The organism is Acetatifactor aquisgranensis (assembly GCF_943193215.1).
GTDB lineage: Bacteria > Bacillota > Clostridia > Lachnospirales > Lachnospiraceae > Acetatifactor > Acetatifactor aquisgranensis.
Map to the genome: position 1 here is coordinate 1 of NZ_CALPDH010000046.1, position 20,748 is coordinate 20,748.

General features: G+C 41.6%; 19 protein-coding genes. 7 read left to right on the forward strand and 12 right to left on the reverse strand.

Annotated elements, in window-relative coordinates; genetic code table 11:
* The first annotated feature begins 290 nt into the window (after positions 1-290).
* The gene (locus NFS35_RS25750) at positions 291-473 is read left to right on the forward strand and encodes a helix-turn-helix domain-containing protein (RefSeq protein ID WP_251209873.1); all 183 of its coding nucleotides are present in this window, start codon (positions 291-293) and stop codon (positions 471-473) included.
* Here NFS35_RS25750 and NFS35_RS25755 read toward each other — a convergent pair.
* From NFS35_RS25755 to NFS35_RS25810, 12 genes are all read right to left on the reverse strand, one after another.
* Positions 433-771 carry a response regulator transcription factor gene (locus NFS35_RS25755; protein ID WP_251209874.1) on the reverse strand — a complete coding sequence of 113 codons (339 nt, stop codon included), beginning with the start codon at positions 769-771 and terminating at the stop codon, positions 433-435. The two genes, NFS35_RS25750 and NFS35_RS25755, sit on opposite strands and share 41 nt — an antisense overlap.
* A gap of 61 nt (positions 772-832) precedes the next feature.
* On the reverse strand, positions 833-1,612 hold the full coding sequence (locus NFS35_RS25760) for a response regulator (protein WP_251209875.1): 780 nt from the start codon (positions 1,610-1,612) through the stop codon (positions 833-835).
* 188 nt (positions 1,613-1,800) lie between these two features.
* A complete protein-coding gene (locus tag NFS35_RS25765; protein ID WP_251209876.1) occupies positions 1,801-2,586 on the reverse strand; it encodes a class I SAM-dependent methyltransferase in 786 nt (261 codons plus the stop codon).
* A gap of 41 nt (positions 2,587-2,627) precedes the next feature.
* The gene (locus NFS35_RS25770) at positions 2,628-2,954 is read right to left on the reverse strand and encodes a DUF3784 domain-containing protein (protein WP_120390485.1); all 327 of its coding nucleotides are present in this window, start codon (positions 2,952-2,954) and stop codon (positions 2,628-2,630) included.
* 40 nt (positions 2,955-2,994) lie between these two features.
* Entirely contained in the window at positions 2,995-3,621 is a 627-nt protein-coding gene (locus NFS35_RS25775) for a DUF3267 domain-containing protein (RefSeq protein ID WP_251209877.1), read from the reverse strand.
* Positions 3,622-3,647: 26 nt separating this feature from the next.
* Positions 3,648-6,032 carry an ABC transporter permease gene (locus NFS35_RS25780; RefSeq protein ID WP_251209878.1) on the reverse strand — a complete coding sequence of 795 codons (2,385 nt, stop codon included), beginning with the start codon at positions 6,030-6,032 and terminating at the stop codon, positions 3,648-3,650.
* 32 nt (positions 6,033-6,064) lie between these two features.
* Positions 6,065-8,431 carry an ABC transporter permease gene (locus tag NFS35_RS25785; protein ID WP_251209879.1) on the reverse strand — a complete coding sequence of 789 codons (2,367 nt, stop codon included), beginning with the start codon at positions 8,429-8,431 and terminating at the stop codon, positions 6,065-6,067.
* A 14-nt stretch (positions 8,432-8,445) separates the two neighbouring features.
* Complete coding sequence (locus tag NFS35_RS25790; protein WP_251209880.1) at positions 8,446-9,111, reverse strand: ABC transporter ATP-binding protein; 666 nt, start codon at positions 9,109-9,111, stop codon at positions 8,446-8,448.
* A gap of 140 nt (positions 9,112-9,251) precedes the next feature.
* Positions 9,252-11,627: an ABC transporter permease gene (locus NFS35_RS25795; protein WP_251209881.1), complete on the reverse strand. Its 2,376-nt coding sequence runs from the start codon at positions 11,625-11,627 to the stop codon at positions 9,252-9,254.
* Between the two features lie 124 nt (positions 11,628-11,751).
* On the reverse strand, positions 11,752-14,139 hold the full coding sequence (locus NFS35_RS25800; protein ID WP_251209882.1) for an ABC transporter permease: 2,388 nt from the start codon (positions 14,137-14,139) through the stop codon (positions 11,752-11,754).
* A 162-nt stretch (positions 14,140-14,301) separates the two neighbouring features.
* A complete protein-coding gene (locus tag NFS35_RS25805; RefSeq protein ID WP_251209883.1) occupies positions 14,302-15,333 on the reverse strand; it encodes a sensor histidine kinase in 1,032 nt (343 codons plus the stop codon).
* Complete coding sequence (locus NFS35_RS25810) at positions 15,330-16,022, reverse strand: response regulator transcription factor (RefSeq protein WP_251209884.1); 693 nt, start codon at positions 16,020-16,022, stop codon at positions 15,330-15,332. Before NFS35_RS25810 ends, NFS35_RS25805 begins: the two co-directional genes overlap by 4 nt.
* Before the next feature lie 514 nt (positions 16,023-16,536).
* On the opposite strand from NFS35_RS25810, the gene NFS35_RS25815 reads away from it, so the two are divergent.
* The 6 genes from NFS35_RS25815 (at position 16,537) to NFS35_RS25840 (ending at position 20,748) form a co-directional block, all read left to right on the forward strand.
* Positions 16,537-16,728: a DUF5720 family protein gene (locus tag NFS35_RS25815; protein WP_330640473.1), complete on the forward strand. Its 192-nt coding sequence runs from the start codon at positions 16,537-16,539 to the stop codon at positions 16,726-16,728.
* Between the two features lie 196 nt (positions 16,729-16,924).
* A complete protein-coding gene (locus tag NFS35_RS25820; protein ID WP_251209885.1) occupies positions 16,925-17,551 on the forward strand; it encodes a hypothetical protein in 627 nt (208 codons plus the stop codon).
* Complete coding sequence (locus NFS35_RS25825; RefSeq protein ID WP_251209886.1) at positions 17,535-18,005, forward strand: nucleotidyl transferase AbiEii/AbiGii toxin family protein; 471 nt, start codon at positions 17,535-17,537, stop codon at positions 18,003-18,005. The genes NFS35_RS25820 and NFS35_RS25825 overlap by 17 nt, the downstream gene beginning before the upstream one ends.
* Entirely contained in the window at positions 17,992-18,477 is a 486-nt protein-coding gene (locus NFS35_RS25830; protein WP_251209887.1) for a hypothetical protein, read from the forward strand. The genes NFS35_RS25825 and NFS35_RS25830 overlap by 14 nt, the downstream gene beginning before the upstream one ends.
* 2 nt (positions 18,478-18,479) lie before the next feature.
* Positions 18,480-20,027, forward strand: a complete 1,548-nt coding sequence (locus tag NFS35_RS25835) for an AAA family ATPase (RefSeq protein WP_251209888.1) — start codon at positions 18,480-18,482, stop codon at positions 20,025-20,027.
* A gap of 517 nt (positions 20,028-20,544) precedes the next feature.
* Complete coding sequence (locus NFS35_RS25840) at positions 20,545-20,748, forward strand: hypothetical protein (RefSeq protein ID WP_251209889.1); 204 nt, start codon at positions 20,545-20,547, stop codon at positions 20,746-20,748.

Here is a 20,748-nt window from a genome sequence, read left to right on the forward strand (position 1 = left end):
AATAAGAGATGACTTAAGCCACCTGATAAACAGGTGGCTATTTTTGAAAGTCAAGGTACGGATGATTACCTACTTACCGTTGTAGTGAAAGTGGTACAGCCTTGCATGACTGTACTTAAACAAATCTGTTGAAGTTAGTATAACATGGTGCAATAGGAATAGCAAGAATAACTTAAATAAAAAAAGTTAAGATTTTCTTGAAAACCACTTGGCTTAACGGAATTTATTTAGTATTCTATATGCAACACTTAAACAAAAACAGTTAAACGTTGAAAGGAGGGAATATCTGAATGACAGAAAAATCATTTATGACGGTGGAGGAAGTGGCAGCGGAACTGCGTGTGTCAAAGTCAAAAGCCTATCAGATTGTAAGGGAACTGAACGCAGAAATGCAGAAACAGGGCTATCTGACGGTGGCAGGGCGTGTGAACGCTACATTTTTTCATAAAAGGTCAATACCCGTTTCTTGTTGACAATCAGTAAGTGGAGTGCATCGAATTCTTTAGCTGTTAATTCTATCTCCTGACTGCCGACACACACCGTTCTTTCTTCCAGGCAAAAATACAGATCACCTTCCCGGATTTCCAATAATGGTTGAACTGAACCATTCTGGAAACCGTGACATTTAGAAACAGTACATAGGAAAATATCGGGAAAATCACTCAGATTTTCTCTATTAAGAATATACTGCAATAAATCTTTCTGCTGCTCTGTATCAAGCAAAGCAAACAATTTTTCTCCAATTTGTCTGCCGGATTCAGATATATCCAATACGGCTAATTTCCCATGTCACCACCTCCTTCAAATCAACTTTATTTCAAGATTTTTACCATTATTTTGAATCTTCAACAAAATACATAATTCTCCGTATCAGCTCCGGAATATTGACCGGGGACACGAAATAGTCATTGATACCTTCATACCGGTATTCATATTTCGTGGTAAGGTCGTTGTTCTCGGTGAGGATAAAGAACGGCAGAAGCCGGACAGGGGGATTCTTCATTTGGAACATTCCCGCCACCCGCCGCAGCGCATGAAACAATTCCATTGCTGTACCGTCCGGCAGTTCCACATCACACAAAATCAGTTCTATTTCCTTATCCTCAAAAATCCGGCGCTTGGCTTCCCCAATCGAGGGAATCAGAATCAGGTCAAAGCCCTTTTGCAACATAGCAGCCCGCAGCACTCCGGCGCTGGTATCTTCCGCATGAACAAAGAGCAGCGTATGAAAAGTCGGGGCCTTTTCACCGGATAGCTGCCGGTAGGCGTATTCCACCAGCATATCCTGTAGCAGCATCCCTTTCATTTTGTCCATACACAGCGTCGCGCCCCGTTGCTTGGCCTCCTGTTCGTAGTCCTCTTTATCATGGCAGGACACCAGAATAAAAGGCAGCTCCTTGTCTGTGGCCCGCACCTCGTCCAGAAAGTCCATGCCGGAACCGTCCGGCAGGTCGAGATCACAGCAGATTACCAGAGGCATTTCCTCTTGGATGGCTGTCCGAGCTTTTTTCAGTGTGGAAGCCGTTTCTACCGGGTAGCCTCGCCGTTGTAAATATTTTTGCAGGCACCATATATAGGTGTCGCTGTCATCGATCAGCAGTATTTTTTTCATATGTCCTCACCCCCAATATTGATTTACTACAAGCATAAACTACAAATGTCCGAGGTGCCTTTGATTTCGACAGAAAAACAGGCTGAATTGTTACAAAGCTCGGACATTTCAAAATATTTTGTCAAGGGATAGCAAAAATCAGTGGAGCAGCTAATGAACCGCTCCACTGATTTTCCCAAACGTCCAATTTAACGCTTTTTTAGTTCGGCAATAGCACCATAATGTAAAATATCAAATTCATTAGGCGCAATATGTTCAAGGAGTGTTCTATGTTCTTGTTCCCACATAGAAATTTCTTTTTCGGTAAGCGAAGCACCAATTCCACGACACGCTTTCATTCTTCCATTCCAGCTTTCATGGGTGAATGGTATTCTTACAGTAAATTCTTCGTGATGTACAAGTTCAAAGTTTTCTTTATAGCAATCGGGTATGTCTATTTGATGTATCGTTTCTCCTGCACCACTCCAGTTAGGACTATATTTTAACACAAGTTTTTCACTTGCTCCCGCAATTTTATCCTCAAATGGAAGCCATGCCATATATAAAACAAGAATCTTTCCCTCTTTTTTAAGCATACGATAAAACTTAGGCATAACAATTTTATGGTTAAAATACCAAAAACATTGACAGGCTGTGATTACATCAAAAGAATTATCTGAAAAACTTATATCTTCTGTTGGCACAACGTAATAATCTATATCCATATCTTTTGAAAGGATTTTGGCTTGTTCAATTTGATTTCCTGAAATATCGGTAGCCCTCCACTTCGCCCCATACTGGTACATATTTCTGGGAAGCACCCCTGTCCCTGTTCCAACATCAAGGATAGATTGTCCGTCTATACATAATTTGCGGTCAACAATTTTTTGATAAAATTCTTTTGGATAAATATCACGGAACTTTACATAATCTAAAGAGGTTTTCCCCCAATCAAAAGGTTTTCCGTTATCTATATCTCTATCAGTTATCTTCATACTATGCCTCCATCAATTTCTTTTGCCCAACAACCGGAATTTTACTTTTTTCTTTTCTCTATCATAACCGATGACACAATCGCATATACAATCGCAACTATTACAACTCCTATTACTAAATAAACCAGCCAGACCGTTTGTAAAATTATATTAATTGTATTAATCAAAAATATAATTCCAATTAAAAGAAAGACAATCCCCGATTGTTTGTAGTGTGGTTTCTTATCCATGTTTTTTCTCTCCTGCTTTGATGCATAAATATATGCATTGTTAAACAAGAACCCTTTTTCATTAAACTGCAAGTAACTAAATACAAAACATATAATTGCTATTACACCCAATACAATCGCTCCAACTATATTTCCCATAGCATTAACCTACGTAAATCCCGATTTATAGTATTCGTTCCTATTTCTCAAAAACAACAAAACCACATTCGTAAGGATGGTCGCAATACACACTTTCTTGCTTATCAGTGCGGTATAGCATACTTTTCAGTATAATTAGAAAATCTCCACCACCCGATAAAATCATGTATTCTGCCAGAATAAATAGCAGTAATTGATTTGTCATTACAGAAACCACTGCTGCTCCACCGCCTAAAACTAATGTAGGCATAGCAGTTCCCAGCAAATATTGCCACTTTTCCAACGGTTCAGAGCAAGTACAGTATGGAGAAAAACTACTCCAAATAAATCCAAAATCAATCGAATGAAAATGATTTTTCGCAAAAAACCCCCAAGTGATGCCATGTATTAATTCATGTAAAATAGTTAGAGGAATAAAAAGAAACGCAGCTACAACAAATCCCAAAGAAATCTCCCCTAAATCAAAACCATTCACATTATAGTAAAACAAAAATGTTAAAGCTATAAATGGCAGCATACTCAAAGGTCCTAAAAAATTCGCTTGTCGAATATTGATAGTCATATTCTTAATTTTATATCCTTTTTGTTGCATTTCAGAGCTTATTTTTTCAAAGTCATTTTTACGTTTCAATTCTTTTTCTGTTAATTTTCTTTTATCGTCAGCCATAGATAATTCCTCCAAATTTTATACGCTTATTCCATTTCCCTGATTTGCTCAACAAGAGATTGCTTTTTCAGATTTCCAGTTGTGTAAGAAATCAAGGTAAACTGCACAATCAGCAGAATTGCTAAATATATCAATACGATCAACCACGGAAATGAATAATAAAAGTATGGATTCATCATTTTCACAACTATCTGTACGGATAGGAAGCCCAATCCAGTTCCCAAAACCACTGTTACAAGCGTAGCAAAAACTGAATAAATCAATCCCTCATAACACAGCATTTTGATCAGTTGCTTTTTACTCAAACCAATTGCCTGTAACATTCCAATTTCCTGCCTGCGGGACAGAAAGTTTGTGATTGTCGTATTGACAAGGTTGATGAAAGAAAAGCACACAACAATAACAGCCACGATCAACAATACCCCGAAAGAAAGTTGTTGAAGTCCGCTATAATAAGTGATACTTTCGTTTATGGTTTCCATAACCAAATCGCTGTTTCCGTCTATCCGTTGATTTAATGCGGCTTCAACCGTATCAAATTTTTCCATATCGGTAATTACGGAAATCGTACCTGTGCAATCTATCCCGGTCGCTTCATTCATAAGCTGCTCTGGAAGCGCAAAGCACTTTGAGAAGCCGGAGTAAGAATATTCATTTACAATGCCCATGACTGTATAGGTCTTTGTGCGAATTTGCCCGGATTCGGTTTTATAGTCCACTTCGACGGTATCACCCAACGAAGCCTCAATATCATAGAGATCGGCACGCTCTTGAAGCAAGACAATTCCATTGCCTGCCACCAGTTCATCATAATCAATCGTTCCCGCAATTCGCTCTTTCTCCAAATTCTGCTGCTCATCTCGGCAAAATCCCTGAATCCATTTTCCAGAATTGCCATTTACACGATATTCTGCGTCCGTGTAATACCAGCGTTTGATTCCTGTAACGCCATCAATAGATTCTACTGCATTTACAAAATCGGCATTTAGAAAATTCTTTTGCTGTAATCCAGACAAAGAAATACCGGCAGTGTCCCACGATTGATTTGCGTTGAGCTGGATGTTAAATTCACCGACAGGAAAAGCCCTGCCTCGCGCCTCTGAAACGCCATCATAGGAAACTAACATTGTCGAAATCAATACAACCAATACTCCGCCGAGTGAAAGAGAAAGTATTGTTAAAGTGGACTTTGCCTTTTGTCTGGACAGATTCATTTTAGCAAGTGAAGCAGGCGTTATTTTACGGTGCAACACGGAACTTTCTTTCATTTTCCCCTGATAATCGGAATATCGTAATGCTTCCAGCGGAGATACTGCCGCAGCTCTTTTTACAGGAGTATAAATAGCAATCATCACAATAATAAATGCAAAAAGGCCAACCCCGGCCGTCACACATAAAGCAGTCAGCCAGTACCAACCGGCAGGAACCAGAAAGTACCCAATCACATTTCCAATAACCAGCCCAATCGGGATAGCAATGGCCGCAAGTAATTTTCCCTCGCGGTAAACCATCTTTTTGATCTGTCGCTTTGTTGTTCCGATTGTACGAAGCTGTCCATAGTTACGGATACTGCCTGCTACTGAAATATAAAAAATTGAATAGATCACAATGCCGGAACCAATGAAAGTTATAAAACCGATCAAGAAGTAGAACAGCATATCACTTCCACGATTTTCGTCCTTTATGTTGAAATAAGTGGAACGGACAATCACATTATCATCGGAAATTTCTAATTGCTGTGCCAGAGTATTTGCATAGTTGGCGGCTTCTTCCTCGCTCATATTTTGAGCGCCTTTCAGCCCAATGTAAAAATCAATCATGCCCTCGTCGCCATACTGCTGTCTTACTAATTCTTTCGATATAATGGCTGTATAGCGTCCAATATCGCCGGTTTTCACATTTAAGATTCCCGTCAATTTGAAATCATGGGCAGTGCCGTCAGAAAAGGGGATTCGAATTGTCTGTCCCAATTCATTTGAATAGCCCAAACTATCCAAAAAGGATTCCTGTACTACAATTTCATCCTCCGAAGCTGGTAAATCTCCCGAATAGGGCATACTCTGGGATGTCAGCATATCTGCATTTGCATAAGTAAAATTCACGGTTGAATGGTTTACCTGTTCAGAAAATGCGTTAAAAAATTCCCCGACCCACGCAATTTCTTCCTGCTTGTATAGTTCCTGTCCCTGTTGTTCAGAAATCGCATGATACATAATCTGCGCTGTTTTTTGGTTGCGTTTCTGCGTTTCCTGCATAACCCCAAAGCCATAGAGGACAATAGCAGACAGCAATGCGCTGGCAAGTGCAATCGTCAAAACAATAAAGATATTTCTTTTTCGATTTGCTGATATACTGCGGTTTGATATGCGCTTTACTATGCCACTGGTATCATTTTCAAAAGGCCATGTCATAGTCTGCCACCTCCTTATTCCACAATTTGTTCCTATTCCATCGCCCGCATTTGTTCAATCAGGGATTGTTTTTTCTGTCTGCGGACTGTCCATACAGACAAAATCAGCTCCATTCCGAACAATACCAGAATGAACAGACCCATTTCCAAAACCGGGAATTTGTAAGGAACTACTTTTCCGGCAAAAGCTCCTACACTAAATTTGCTGCAAGCAAAGATGGAAGCCGGAAGCCCAACGATCAGCGTCGCCAATGTTGCAAAGAATGCATAGCACAGCCCCTCGCAGATATTCATTTTACATAGCTGCTTTTGGGTCAGTCCGATGGAACGCAAAACACTGTTTTCCTGTTTTCTGGACATTTGATTAGAGAGGGTCGTGTTAATTAGGTTGATAACGCCAAAGAGGAATACCAGCCATGAAAGTACCTCCATACTGCCAAATACAAAAGAATTTATATTTTTTTCATACTCAATTACAGTGTTAATATCATCTAATGCAATATCCGTATGAGCGGATATAATATTTTTTAATTCATCCCTCACATAATCCGCTTTTTGGGGATCACTTACAATGCTCCATGAATAATCGAAAGAGGTGATTTCCGGGTGCAGTTCATGGAACAATGCTTCCGGTGCAAATTCCAATACACCGTCAAAGTGATGTGTTCCATGTCCATTATCCAGATTATTGTTAAACACCCCGGATATAGTAACCGGAATGGTTGATTTCCCGGAGATAAGTTCAGCTGTTTCTCCGACACCTATATGTTCACGGTTACTTGTTGCCGAATCAATTAGGATGCTGTGTGTATCCGTCGGCATAGTGCCCTCTATCAATGAAGCTTCAACCTTAGAATAATTTTGATCAGTCAGTATATCACACATACCACCATATTCAATTCCGTTGACGTTATAATTTATATGAAGGCTTTGCCTTTTTGCAATCACATCGGTTACACCGTCAATAGACAAAATTTCCTGTTTGAGTTCCTCATTCAGTGGATTTCCTGCTGCCATGACTTCTTGTTCTGACAACTTTGAATCCAGATAAACCTTATAGTCACCATCCGGGAACTCTTGTCTTGCAAGCGCCTCTGGGGAGCGCAGCAAAACAATGGAGGATACCACAAGCAGGATAATTCCACCCAAACTCAATGAGGCTACAATAGCAACGGTCTTTTTGCGGTCACGCTTAAAATTCGCAATTCCCATTGAAACAGGATTGAGCTTGATATTCTTTTTCCGGCTGCGGATGTCTTTTTGCGCCGGGGTAAAACGGACGGCTTCAATGGGGGAAATCCCTGCCGCTATTTTCACCGGCTTACGGATGGAAACAGATACCATGATCCAACTGCTTATGAGTGTCAAAATAACCGTTGCCACATAGGAAACAGCATTAAATCCCTTGGAAAACAGGAGAAAACCGCCGCATACGCCCAGCACTGTACCAATCAGAATCCCGATACTGCCGAGTTTGTGTCCCTCCCGCTTTACAATCCGCTTGATTTGCTTTGGCGTCGCGCCAATCGTCCGAAGCTGCCCGTAGCTCTGGATTTTGTCATTGATGGAGATACGGAAGATACTCTGGATCACAATATAGCCGCCGATCAGAACAATAGCAATCACACCAACAATCGGTAAAAAATCAAAGGATTTAGAAGCATAAGCAAAATATTTGCTGTTCATTTTGGGCATAGAAAGCTGATATTCCTCCGCAATCTCCCTGCAATAAGAGGTCATCAGTTCTTCGTCCAACTGAACGCTGTTTTTGAAATGGACATAGGCGCGATACCCAGCCGGATCAAACCCTTTCCATTCTGTCAGGGCAGCGTTGGAAAGAATGATAGCGCAGGTATTCGCTTCTTTTTCATTTACGCTGTCCATAATGCCGGTAACGACATAATCGCCATGAAAACTCTCTGTATCTAAGGTCACAGTGTCCCCGATCTTGGCATTGTGTCCATAGGTGGAAAGAAAGTATTCGCTTACGACAACTTCATTTGCCTTTTGGGGCAGATTCCCCTCCAATAGCTTCATTTGGTCGCGCCCAATCTCCATCATTTCTGCGTCATTATATACATAAGAGGCATGATAGCCCTGTTCTGAAAGTTCCTCACCCAGCATATAGTAGCCGCCTACGCGCTCAAACTCCGGCACTCCTTTCAGGGTTTCAATGTCGTTTTCCTCCACGCCCAGCCAGACCGCCTCATAAGTATCGAGAACCTGATTGCGCTGCATTTGTGTCAGGGAAGTGGACACGATTCCCGTAAAGCAGATCAGAAACGCCGCCAGCGCAACGGCGATCACCACCATCAGATTCCGGCGCTTCTCGCTTTGTAAACTTTTCTTTGCCAGCTTCTTTGTAATGGCGCTGGTATCATTTTCAAAAGGCCATGTCATAGCCTGTCACCTCTTTATTCCACAATCTTTCCGTCCTCAATGCGGATAATCCGATCTGCAAGATGGGCTATGTCGTTATTGTGGGTAATCATCACAACAGTTTGCCGGAAATCCGCACTGGTGCGCTTGATAAGCCCCAGCACTTCGGCGCTGGTCTTGCTGTCAAGGTTGCCGGTCGGCTCGTCGGCCAGCACGATAGCCGGTTTGGTAATCAGGGCGCGGGCGATAGCCACACGCTGCTGCTGTCCGCCGGAAAGATTGTTCGGCATATTTTTCAGTTTATCTTCCAGTCCCAGCAGGTGAACGATCTCGTCCAAAAACTTCTGATCCACCGTGTCCCCGTCCAGCTCCACCGGCAGGACTATGTTCTCATACACATTCAGGATGGGAACAAGGTTATAGTTCTGGAAGATAAAACCGATGTTACGGCGGCGGAAGATGGTGAGCTGTTCGTCGTTCATTTTCGACAGCTCTTTGTCCCGGACAATCACATTGCCGGAAGTAGGGGTGTCCAGCCCGCCCATCATGTGAAGCAGGGTGGATTTGCCGCTGCCGGAGGTTCCCACAACGGCCACAAATTCACCTTCATTTACGGAGAAGTTCACACCGTCAAGGGCGCGGGTAATGTTCGGCTCTGCGCCATAATGCTTTTTCAGGTCAATCGTCTGTAAAATGCTCATATTCAAAACTCCTTTCAAGGCTTTCTGCCTGTTGATAAGGGTATTGTAAAACCCAAATGTCCGCGAAATGTTACAGCGGCCCAAAAAATTCATTGAAAATCGGGGTGAAATGTTACAACGCTCGAACATTTCAAAAATTTCTATGATAATTCCCGTATTTGATCTACCAGAGATTGTTTTTTTATCTGCCGGATTGCCAGATACGAGAAAAGCATTTGGACAGCAAGCATCAGTATAAAATAACTGAACATTTCAACTGTCGGAAAATGATAGCTTACTTTTCCCAAAATACTCATTGCACTAAAGACGGTGCAGAGAAGATATCCGATAAGAGTTCCGCATGATATGGAAAGAAGCAGCACCCCTAATGTATAGAACAAGCCCTCTATCAATAACATTTTTGAAAGCTGCTTACTGCTTAAACCAACCGCTTGCAGAACACCCAGTTCCCGCTTCCGTGTCAAGATGTTTGTTATCAGTGTGTTTAGCAGATTGATAATGCCAAAAACCCCGATAAACATAACAAAAATGTAAACTGGCATACGATAATTCAATAGTTTTTCGTTGTATGCCTCTGCCCAATCATTCAAGGTACTGACATAGAGGCTGGAAGTCGGTGGAATTATCTTTTGGATTTCATCTTTTGCAGCTGCCCATTTACTGTCATCTGTATCTACAATAAATTGATAATTGAGGTTTTCAACAGGAACGATCTTTGACAGCATTTCTAAAGGAATAAATAGCGTATCATATCCGCCATACGGGATATCAGCGTCCACAATTCCCATTACTTTTACTTCCAATGTTTGTCCGCCAACTTCAATCAGAAGTTCGTCCCCAATCGCTGCATCCCACCCAAAAGTTTCTTTCCACTGTGGGCCATTTTCAATAATAATGCCATTATTATTGAGTAGTTCCTGCAAATCTGCTGTACCATCAATCAAATATTCTTCAAGCAATTTTTGAGAGCTTGGCATATATGCGTCTGAAACAACCGGTTCAATATCTCCTGTTGGCATACGGACATTCAAAACGGTGCCCTGGTATTCTTTTATTTCTTCCACACCATCTATGTCCAAAATGGATTCTCTAAAATCTTCTGTGAGCAGATTTGATTTTTGGAGTTCTGAATATTGTTCGCTGTTATGTGCCTGCGGCCCGTAATCGCCTAATTCAAGGCGAATTTCTCCGTAAGGAAAACTCCTGCGCGCCATCGCTAAAGGATCAATGGAATTAAAATATGCAGAGCTTGCCATCAGCAAAATTCCACATACCCCTAACGACAGGATCGTTAAAGCGGTTTTCTTTCTGTTCCTTGCAAAATTAAGGAAAGCTAAATTTTTCGCGGATAGAGAATGATGCAACACTTTTGTACTGTTGGACATTACATCATTATTGCCCGCCATATAACAGACTGCTTCAACAGGCGTAACATGAGCAGCAATTTGGGCTGGCTTAATTACAGCAATCATAACGCATAGATACACAAACAGAGCTGTGACAGCGGCAATTACAAATACCATTAAAGTGTTCCAGCCTTGTGGGACAAGGACATACCCCGCTATTGCACCGGCTAATATTCCAATCGGAATACCAATTCCGGAAAGATGGAATCCCTCTCTAAAAACGATTTTTTTCATCTGTTTTCCAGTTGCCCCTATTGTCCGCAGTTTCCCATATTCTTTTGTTTTTCTGGCTATGGACACATAGAACAGACTGTAAATAACAAGGGTACAAGACAAAGCGATAATAATACTGATAAATGCTATTACAGCGATATATTGACTGCTTCTCTGTTCAATGAGAGAAAAATAATATGTTGAAAACTGCATTTGCTCCGGCTGTATTTCCAATTCTCTGCACAATGTTGATAATTCAGCTTGTATAGCGGCCTTAGACCAACCATCAGATTCATTCAAACGGATATAAGCGGAGTATGCCGGTTCGCTGAGCTTGTTTTCAATATAGGACTGCGACACGAATACGGAATAATTTGAATTTTCGACAGGCAAAATACCACATAAGGTATAATCTTTTTCTCCATCTCCCAGATTTAACGATATAGTATCGCCTATGGATTTGGACAATCCAGTTCTATCAAGAAACGCCTTTGTGATAGCAATTTCATTTGTGGATTTGGGCAATTCTCCCTCTAAATCAGGATATTTTGCTAATTTCATCAGCGTTTCGTCCATTGAACGAACGGTTAATTTGTAGTCCCCATAAGATACTAGACCCAACAAATGACTTACACCCACTTGAACCCTATCGTCGTTTACTAATTTCGTAATGGTATCATTATCGACTTCATTGATGATTGCTTGATAACGCCCAGCCGCATCATTTAATGATTTTCGCTGCGAAGCAAAAAAATACAAGGTCGTTGTCATTATCAAACAGGCAGCTAAGGCAATCGTAATGATAATGAGGATGTTTCTGCTTTTATCTGCTTTTAAGTTTCGTTTTGCCAACTTTTTTGTAATGGCGCTTGTATTGTTTTCAAAAGGCCATGTCATAGTTGTATCACCTCCATATTTGATAAGGGTATTGTAAAACCCAAATGTCCGCGAAATGTTACAGCGGCCAAAAAACTTTATTGAAAACCGGGGTGAAATGTTACAACGCTCGGACATTTCAAAATCAGTCTGCCATTTTGATCCGTTCTACCAATGAATTTCTGCACTGAATTTTTAGACAGATAGCAGAAATTATAATAGATGTTATTTTTAAGCAGACACCGTAAATCAGTAATGGAATAAAGGGAAAAGTATATTGAAAATAAGTTAATCCATTCGCAGACAATATCCGTACTAACAAATAGCCCATCAAGGTTCCTGCCACAACCGTAATAATCAAGCATGGAATAATCAGTAAGACGCTTTCATGTAGCAACATTTTCTTTATCTGCTTTTTTGTCATGCCGATAGACTCCAATATTCCAAATGCTTTTCTCCTTGTGCTGATACGACTAATCAAGGTGTTTGTCAGATTAAAAATGCTAAACATAATGACAAAGGCAGATACCCCATAAACTTGTACGCTGGTATTATGAATCGTATTTGCTGAAGATGCTTTTACCTCTTGTAAGGTTTCCATTACCAAATCAGGGTGTTGGGACAGTATTTCATTTAACTTGCTTTCTACTGATTTACCCACTTTTTCATATTCGGGTACGGACAAAGTTAAGGAAGCTGTTAAATCCATATCTCCCCACAACTTTTCTATGGTTTCTTTTGGAAGATAAAACCCCTCCTTCATACTTTTTTCGGAAGTACCGGCAATCAAAACATCTATGCTGTGTTCAGTTCCATCGAACCATCGTAATGTCACTTTTTCTCCTATTGACGGGCAAGTATGATAGACTTCGTTCTGTACGCTTGTCCCTAATATAACCATAGCGTCTTGTTTCACCAATGTTTCGTATGTCCAATGGACAGGAAGCGTTTTCAAAATTTCCTCCTGATTATCAGGCGTAATCGGAATAATGGGAATTTCTAATTGTTCATCGTGATACTCAATAATGGCTGCGGTTCTCTCCGTAGTATAAATCTCTTTGACTTCCGGGATTTGTTGCAATTCTTCCATGAGTTCCTGTGAAAAAGGCGTATCAACTTGATACTCCGAAATACCATACGGTTTGGGGTTGACTAATGTATTGTGGTTAATCGTAATATAATATTCTCCATCTTCCAAATTCCCCATTCTCGCAAAGGAATCTGGATTCCATGATGATATAAAAGTGGCTCCAACCATAAATAAAATCCCGCCGATTGCAAGCGAGGCAATCGTCAGATTGTGTTTTTTTCGATCCTGCTTTTCGCTCAATACGGCTAAAGAATACGGTGAAAGGCGAATATGATTTTTCCTGTTGCGCACTCTACTTTCTTTTAGTTCTGGATCGTTTCCAACATATTTTGTTGTTTCAATAGGGGAACTATTTGAAGCTATTTGTGCGGGCTTGTATACGGAAATTTGTACGATGATAATACCTAATATTATTGCAAAAATACTTGTGGCTATGGCATTGATAATCGTTATCCCATTCGGCTCTAATAAATATGCAAATATGATACCTACTGTAATACCGGCAGGTATTCCGAACAGGCAGAAACGATACCCCTCTTTACGAATCATCCGCTTAATCTGTTTTTCTGTCATGCCAATAGTTTTGAGCTGTCCAATCTGCGACACTTGATTTGATACCGAAAGGTAGAACACACTGTATATGACAATTCCGCTTGAAAATGCAATAAAAAGAGTAGCTAAAAGAACACCTCCCATTCCTGATCCACTAATAAGTGAGGAACAGAATTTGCTATTAAAATAAAGTTGGTTCCTGCTTATGTCTTGGGATAAAGCCAGACGATATACTGTATTCTCAAAATCAATAAGTCCCATTTCCGTGGCGCCATTTACACGAATCAAGGCACTATATGGAATATCAGATAATAACACACCCTGTTCTGCATACGCTGGGGAGACATAAAAGTAAAATGCTCCTGTTTCCACATTATCAGTAAAACCAGTAATGATGAAATCCTCTGTTTTACTCCCCGCCGTTGGTAAAGTGATAGTATCTCCTATATTTAGCTGATACCCCAGCTCTAACTGAACATTTTTATCAATTACAATTTCATTGTACTGTTCTGGACAGGTTCCACTGACTAATTCATAGGATTTTATAATTCCAAAACCAGCCGGCATATAAACCGCTTCAAATTTGATCCCATCCATCAGAAAACTATCACTATGCTTATAGGGTACAATATCTTCAAGATCAGGTTCTTTTTTCAGAACTTCTATCTGTTCTGCTGTAAGCCCCCCGATGGTAGCTTGCTGCATTTGATTCAAAATTTTTTGTTCACTAATTTTGCTGCCTTGTTGGAATAGGGAGATTCCCACAATCAAACTAATTGCCAGCGCAATCGTCAAGACATTAAAAAAGCAAAAAATACGATTTGAAGATACATTGCGTTTTGCTAATTTCTTTACAATGGCGCTTGTATCGTTTTCAAAAGGCCATGTCATAGTTGTATCACCATATTTGATAAGGCTATTGTAAAACCCAAATGTCCGCGAAATGTTACGGCGGCCAAAAAATTTCATCGAAAATCACGGTGAAATGTTACAACGCTCGGACATTTCAAAAAAATTTACGGCGGGCAGCCGGAAATAGCCGTCCGCCGCGTTCTATTTTGTCGGCAGCATAATGGAAAATTCCGAACCCCTGCCCGGCTCCGAAACTACTCTGATATAGCCGCCCTGCCGCGTTATGATCTTGCGGGCCAGATACAGGCCAATGCCCACGCCCTGTTGTTCGTGTACTTCTTCCTCACGATAGAAGCGCCGGAAAATGGCGGCCTGATTGCTTTCGGAAATGCCCTTGCCGGTGTCGGCCACTTTGATCTCCACATACATTTCCCACAGTACCACCGACACTGTGATTTTCCCGCCTGTCGGGGTGTACTTCACCGCATTGTCCAACAGGTTAAAGAGGGCTTCGGATGTCCACTTGCTGTCATGGGAAACGGCCAAATCCTCCGGGCAGTCCACGGACACGGCGATTTCTTTTTTCTCCGCTGCATATACAATCCCACTCATAGCCTGCGCTACGGTATCAAAAAGGTGGCCAGGTTTCTTATCCAACTGGATCACGCCCGTTTCCAGCCGGGAGGTTTTCACAAGGGCCTGAAAGAGAAAGTCCAGCTTATCCGTCTGGCTGCGGATTCCCCGGATAAAGTCAGTACGCTCCGCCTCGGTCATAGGCTTTTCCAGCAGGGTGTCCGTCGCCATTTTCAGGTTGCTTACCGGCGTTTTCACCTGATGGGAAATATCCGATACAAGGGCCTGTAACTCCTGCCGTTCCTCGTCCACCCGGCGGCGGTTCTCCTGCATGATCTGGTAAAGCCTTGCCAGCCGGTGTCCGATTCTGGCAAACTGGGTTTCGCTGTCCTCTGGCCGTTTTGGCGCTTCATTCCCGGCGATCATGTGGTCTAAAGTCTGGCACAGGTCAGCGGTAAACTGCGACAGCCGTTTTCCAAACGCCTGCGTCAGTACAAAAATCCCCACAAGGGCGCACAGCAGCAGCGCCCCGCCAGTCAGCAGCACCGCTGCCTGTTTTGTCACAAAAAACAGGGCTATGGTAATCCCGGACATGGAGAGGACAAGTCCCATTGCTATCCGGCCAAACAGCCGCTTTACCGAGAGGTTTTGAAACTTCATTTCGCCTCGCCTCCCGTCCACTGATAGCCCATGCCGTAAACGGTCTTGATGTAGGGCGTGCCGCCGTCGGATTCAATCTTGCTGCGAATCCGGCTGATGGAGGTTGTCAAGGTGTGTTCATCCACAAACTTCTCGTCTATATCCCACAGCTTTTCCAGAAGCTGCCCACGGGTCAGCACTTGCCGGGGATTTTTACGGAACAGGTTCAGCATTTTGTACTCCATCGGGGATAAGGTCAGGGGTTTGCCGTTTAGGGAAGCCGCCTGCTCCGAGAAGTCCAGAAACAGCCGCCCGTCGTCGTAAATGTCCTTGGCCGGTTTGTGGTGTTCCAGCATGGCGAACATGGCTTTGATTTTCCGCTGCAAGGCCCCGATCACAAAGGGCTTTGTGATGTAATCCACCGCGCCCACTTCATAGCCCCGTATCTGGTCGCTCTCCTGATCGTTGGCGGTCAGGAAGATTACAATGGTGTCCGGGTGCTGGGGCTTTATCAGCTTGCACAGTTCAAAACCATTCCCATCTGGCAGGTTGATGTCCAGCAGCACTAAATCAAATTCCCGCTGGCGCAGGACATCAGCTGCGGTTCTGGCATTTAGGGCAGAAGTCAAGCCGTACTCGTCTGCGGTCAGGTTATAGGCCAACATCTTATTCAAAAAACTGTCGTCCTCGACAATTAAAATCTGTTTCATATCCTCACTTCCTTTGCTTTTTGCAGATAGTATAACAGGCAAATGTCCGCGAAATGTTACAGCGGACAAAAAAATTAATTTTTTGCATTTCTTTGTTATAGCAGTTCAAAATAATAACTCTATTATAGGCAGTTATCAAAGGTTTATCAATGCGGCAACTGTAAACAAATTCTCTGCCAAAGACTCTTAAAACTACTGGCAAGCAATGCAATCTTCCGTAAGATTGCGTATTTAGCAGAAATCCCGTACCCGGAATTTCTGCTAAATGCTTGTTGGTGACATATCCCCAAACCCCTGAGATCATTGCCGTTGGCAATGGCTGCGCGTTCCGTTGGAACGCTGAAAAACAAAAGCGGAGAGAACCTATTATCGTGATTTTTGCGATTCCCTCTGCGGTTCCCGCCCGGTGGGAATGTCCAGCAAATGCTCCACATTCGCCCGGACATTATGGAGCTCCTTCATATCAGCCCTGGCCTGCTTGTAACTGGAACGCTTTGACCCGGAAGTGACGCATATGATTGTGTTTGATGTGCTTTCGAGGGAATCTCCCATAGGAGATAAAGGTGAACGGATGCGGCTGTTTCTGACAGAAGCCGGATATAAAAAAGCGTTGGAGAATCAGGGCAGGTCTTTCATCCGGATTCTGAATCATGCAAAAGTGTCGCAGGGGCATTTGAGGTATGACCGGCCAGACGGAGAACGGTAAAAAGGTTCTGTTACCTAACCAATGTATGCCTTTGAATATATACGAAAACATATGGATTTATAGACAGCGAAAGGTATCCGCTTCTTTATCTTCGCTGTATAATTTTGCAAAAAACATACAAACTATATTTTGACATATCTATTGACCTTTTAGGTATAAATATGGTAGTATGGAGGTGGAAGGAGTGGATACCTGTATGCTGAAGGAATATCTGGAAAAAAACTATGGTTATAACGAACCAATCTTCATAAATGAGATCCGGCTGGATGGGCTTAATGATAATGCGTTGCGCCAGTATTTCAAACGGATGCTCAGGTCAGGCGATTTGGCGCGTTTTGATACCGGGATTTATTATCTTCCCAAAGCATCACGGCTGCTGAAAAAAAGTTATTTAGATCCCATGAAAGTCATTATGCGCAAATATGTGCAAAGTACAACAGAAACCTATGGATACTTCGCCGGAGCCACTTTTGCCAATCAGATTGGTCTAACAACCCAGATGCCGGCAACGCTTGAGATTGTAACGTCAAAAGAATCGACAAAGGGGCGTACCGTTACCGTAGGCTCCCAGGCCGTCCGGCTGAAACGGCCCGCCACAACTATAACATCGGAAAATGCAGGACTGCTCCAATTTTTGGATGCCGTTTCCCAGGCAGAAAAATATTCCGAGCTTTCTGATTCTGATACTGGGATTCTTCTGAAAAACTATGCAAAGCAGCAAAATTACAGTAAGGAGCTTCTTTCCGGCGTGCTGCTTGGCATTACGGGTCCTACTGCAAAAAAACTGATTGAATGGGGAATTATTTATGAATTTACATCATGACCACGAAGCATTTAGTGAGCTTATCATCGCTGCTTCTAACGAACTGCATATACCTCCCGGAATCATTGAAAAAGATTATTATGTTACACTTGCGCTCCGGGAGCTGGCCTCCAGGGTAAAGGGAATGGTTTTTAAGGGCGGGACATCCCTGACAAAATGCTATCAGATATTGGAACGCTTTTCGGAAGATATTGATATTTCCTATGCAGCATCGGAAGGTGTTCCTGGCGAAAGCCGCAAGCGGCAGCTAAAAAAGGCGGTTGTTTCTTCCATAGAGTCTATGGGGTTCTCTGTTGCAAACATCGAAGAAACCCGCAGCCGGCGTAGTTATAACTGTTACAGAGCCAGTTATTCCAGCATCTATTCCTCGTTATTGGAATTAAAGCCGGAATTAGTCATTGAGACCTATATCGCCCTGTTGCCCTTTCCGACAGTAAGGTATGGAAGTAAATAATCTGGTCAGTTCGATGTTGCAAGACTATGCCTACATTTTGAAGGGACTTGTATATGATGAAAGTATGAAAGAGCCAGTGTCTGAAATTATCATTAAGATTCCTATGGAGATTCAATCGGAATTTGAAAACAAGTACAATATCAACGATTTGCTTATTGGTCATGTATCTATCGTTGGCATTTATAAAGGTATTGTAGGCGAAGAATTTATTACTTCAAATACATTTACTTATTTCCAAGAAACAGGTGCTCGCAAGGAAAAGCAGGAGGAAACTGCCAGCAAAATAATCAAAAGCAACACGCAGTCTGTATCACATAACACAAAAACAAAAAAGAGTGATGATGATTATCACTTTGTTGACACCTTGGCGATAATTCAAGATGTGGCATTCAAGCTGGAAGAAATCCCCGCTCCAAAGCTTCACTGGTGGAATCGCATTGGTGTTTGGTTGAGTAAACTGTGGAGGAAATAACTATGGATTGTACATTGTTTACATACCGTAATCTTGAGGAATTGAGGAAAATCCAAGAAGAAAGAGAAGTATTTGCCTTTATATTCGGAGAGACGAAGGATATGCTTGATTCATGTTCTGACGTTTGCATTGACATATCTGCCTTAGTTTATTTTCTGTTAAGCAACAAAAACAATATAGAACTGACATATATAAATTTTACAAGTATGGCGGAGGATACAGTTGTAATTGCAGAAGCGGCTATTGTGGAAAATGCCATAGAATTACTGCCTCTTTTGTTTTCTGGTCATAAATGCTATTTTGAAGAAGATGATGAAAGGAATTCCAGCACTGAGGAAAAGCACGAATTTAAGCCATATCCCAGGCAAAAGATATATAAATACAATAATATGCAGGATTTGGACATAATTATTCGATACGCAGAAACGAATGACATTCCAATTTCAACTTTTTCTCAGGCAGGCGGTGAACTGCGAAAAGTATTTGAACAGTTCAATAACTCTTCCAAATTGGCTATATTGGATTTGACTTCAGTTTCATATGCAATTGAGGACAACAAAGCTCTGATTTATGCACTTGAACAATTTCTTAGCATTATGCCAAATATCAGGGTTATTGCACAAACTGTTCAGATTGATGTGCTGCTAAAATATTTTCCACTGTTTTTGGATGGACAGGAACCTGTCTGTAAATTGCTTCCTGATTTATCCAGTTTAGGAGAAAAAGAACCTGAAGAAAATAAACTTACAAAAGTTACAGACTTAAGTGCCGGGGCTTTTGACACATTCATCGATACATTCAATCATAATTTGATTGGACATAAATATTTTAAAGATAGACTGCGGTATGCTCTAAAGAATTTTATTTTTCTAAACAAAGCAAAGGAACAGAAAATTCTTTCGATTTTCCTGTTTGGCCCATCTGGTATCGGAAAAACTGAGGTTGCAAGACTTATTGCGAGCGGGCTTCAAAATGATTGTTATTTAGCCAAAATCAATTTCCAGAATTATAGTAGTCAAGATGCATTAAATAGTTTGATTGGGAGTCCGGCAGGTTATGTTGGCTGTAATCATGGGGAATTAAGTGAGAAAATCAAAAAGAGCAAAGTAGGTGTACTGCTTTGCGATGAATTTGAAAAGACTACTCGCCCGGTTTTATCTTTCTTTCTGGAGTTGCTGGAAGAGGGTCGTTTCACAGATTCCATGACAAGAGAGTATGACATGAATGGATATGTTATTATCTTTACTTCGAATCTTATCAGCGAAGCAGAATATAAGAAAGCTATTCTTCCTGAGCTTCAGACACGTATTGATTTAGTATGCGAATTTGAAGAGCCTACAATGGCAGAGAAGACAGCCTTTTTGGATTTGCTACTGGAGAAAGCAAAAATTAAGTATTCTGAGCAATTTACAGAGATCGAAATGAGTGAAGATGAGAAAAAGCAGTTATATGCCTTTGAGTATTCGTCTATTTCGGCATTGAGGGATATCAAGCGAGTGTTTAACAACCGCCTCATGGATTACTTTACAGAAAAAGGTGTTTTGCGATAATAAGTATTGATAGTTCACATACGATTCAATGTCTCTTGACATTAAAAACACTACCATTTCGAAATGGGAGAAAAATATTCTGCAGCTACGAGGAGACTTGTAGCTGTTATTTGATTTAATTTAGGCATATTCTTATTCTTTTACTATATATAGCTTCTTTTCGTTGACTGATTCCATATCTTGTGCTACACTTCCCATGTAATTGATTTTTGTGCGAATCCTTTTTAGGGAGATACAGTCAGAAACGCCTGTATGCGGTATCGGTTCCGCATTGCACACGCTGTTAAGTTTGTATGAATGTGCCAGCAGTATCACTACGCCCTGTAAGTGATATACCGCTGGTTTTTATTTTGGAAAATTTATAATCTCTATTCAGAGCAGGAATGACGCTGGTTCACAGGAAACTGTGGACGCCGGAAATATCAGTGAGGTCATTCCTGTTTTTTTGCTGTCCGGAAGCCGGAGGGCTTATAAGGATAGAAAATATTGACAAGGAAGAAAGGAAGGTGGAGAACGATTGCAGAAAGTAAGATGGCTGGATCAGGACTGCAACAAATGCGGCAGGCAGTTAAACAGCTGGGATGCTCGGTTATCAAAGACTCTGGCATATAAATATCCCTGCTGTGAATCCTGTATCGCCGGGGAATATGATATGTCAGCGGAGAGGCTGCGGGACCGTATGGAAGACTATTTCAGGATGCGCCCCTGCCAGGGGCTGTAG

What these genes read in the sequence shown, in the direction of transcription:
- NFS35_RS25795 (WP_251209881.1), bottom strand. Translation starts at nt 11,627, where the DNA reads ATGACATGGCCTTTTGAAAACAATACAAGCGCCATTACAAAAAAGTTG.
- NFS35_RS25775 (WP_251209877.1), bottom strand. Translation starts at nt 3,621, where the DNA reads ATGGCTGACGATAAAAGAAAATTAACAGAAAAAGAATTGAAACGTAAA.
- NFS35_RS25790 (WP_251209880.1), bottom strand. Translation starts at nt 9,111, where the DNA reads ATGAGCATTTTACAGACGATTGACCTGAAAAAGCATTATGGCGCAGAG.
- NFS35_RS25830 (WP_251209887.1), top strand. Translation starts at nt 17,992, where the DNA reads ATGGAAGTAAATAATCTGGTCAGTTCGATGTTGCAAGACTATGCCTAC.
- NFS35_RS25750 (WP_251209873.1), top strand. Translation starts at nt 291, where the DNA reads ATGACAGAAAAATCATTTATGACGGTGGAGGAAGTGGCAGCGGAACTG.
- NFS35_RS25835 (WP_251209888.1), top strand. Translation starts at nt 18,480, where the DNA reads ATGGATTGTACATTGTTTACATACCGTAATCTTGAGGAATTGAGGAAA.
- NFS35_RS25820 (WP_251209885.1), top strand. Translation starts at nt 16,925, where the DNA reads ATGCTGAAGGAATATCTGGAAAAAAACTATGGTTATAACGAACCAATC.
- NFS35_RS25805 (WP_251209883.1), bottom strand. Translation starts at nt 15,333, where the DNA reads ATGAAGTTTCAAAACCTCTCGGTAAAGCGGCTGTTTGGCCGGATAGCA.
- NFS35_RS25765 (WP_251209876.1), bottom strand. Translation starts at nt 2,586, where the DNA reads ATGAAGATAACTGATAGAGATATAGATAACGGAAAACCTTTTGATTGG.
- NFS35_RS25825 (WP_251209886.1), top strand. Translation starts at nt 17,535, where the DNA reads ATGAATTTACATCATGACCACGAAGCATTTAGTGAGCTTATCATCGCT.
- NFS35_RS25770 (WP_120390485.1), bottom strand. Translation starts at nt 2,954, where the DNA reads ATGGGAAATATAGTTGGAGCGATTGTATTGGGTGTAATAGCAATTATA.
- NFS35_RS25800 (WP_251209882.1), bottom strand. Translation starts at nt 14,139, where the DNA reads ATGACATGGCCTTTTGAAAACGATACAAGCGCCATTGTAAAGAAATTA.
- NFS35_RS25810 (WP_251209884.1), bottom strand. Translation starts at nt 16,022, where the DNA reads ATGAAACAGATTTTAATTGTCGAGGACGACAGTTTTTTGAATAAGATG.
- NFS35_RS25815 (WP_330640473.1), top strand. Translation starts at nt 16,537, where the DNA reads ATGATTGTGTTTGATGTGCTTTCGAGGGAATCTCCCATAGGAGATAAA.
- NFS35_RS25760 (WP_251209875.1), bottom strand. Translation starts at nt 1,612, where the DNA reads ATGAAAAAAATACTGCTGATCGATGACAGCGACACCTATATATGGTGC.
- NFS35_RS25780 (WP_251209878.1), bottom strand. Translation starts at nt 6,032, where the DNA reads ATGACATGGCCTTTTGAAAATGATACCAGTGGCATAGTAAAGCGCATA.
- NFS35_RS25785 (WP_251209879.1), bottom strand. Translation starts at nt 8,431, where the DNA reads ATGACATGGCCTTTTGAAAATGATACCAGCGCCATTACAAAGAAGCTG.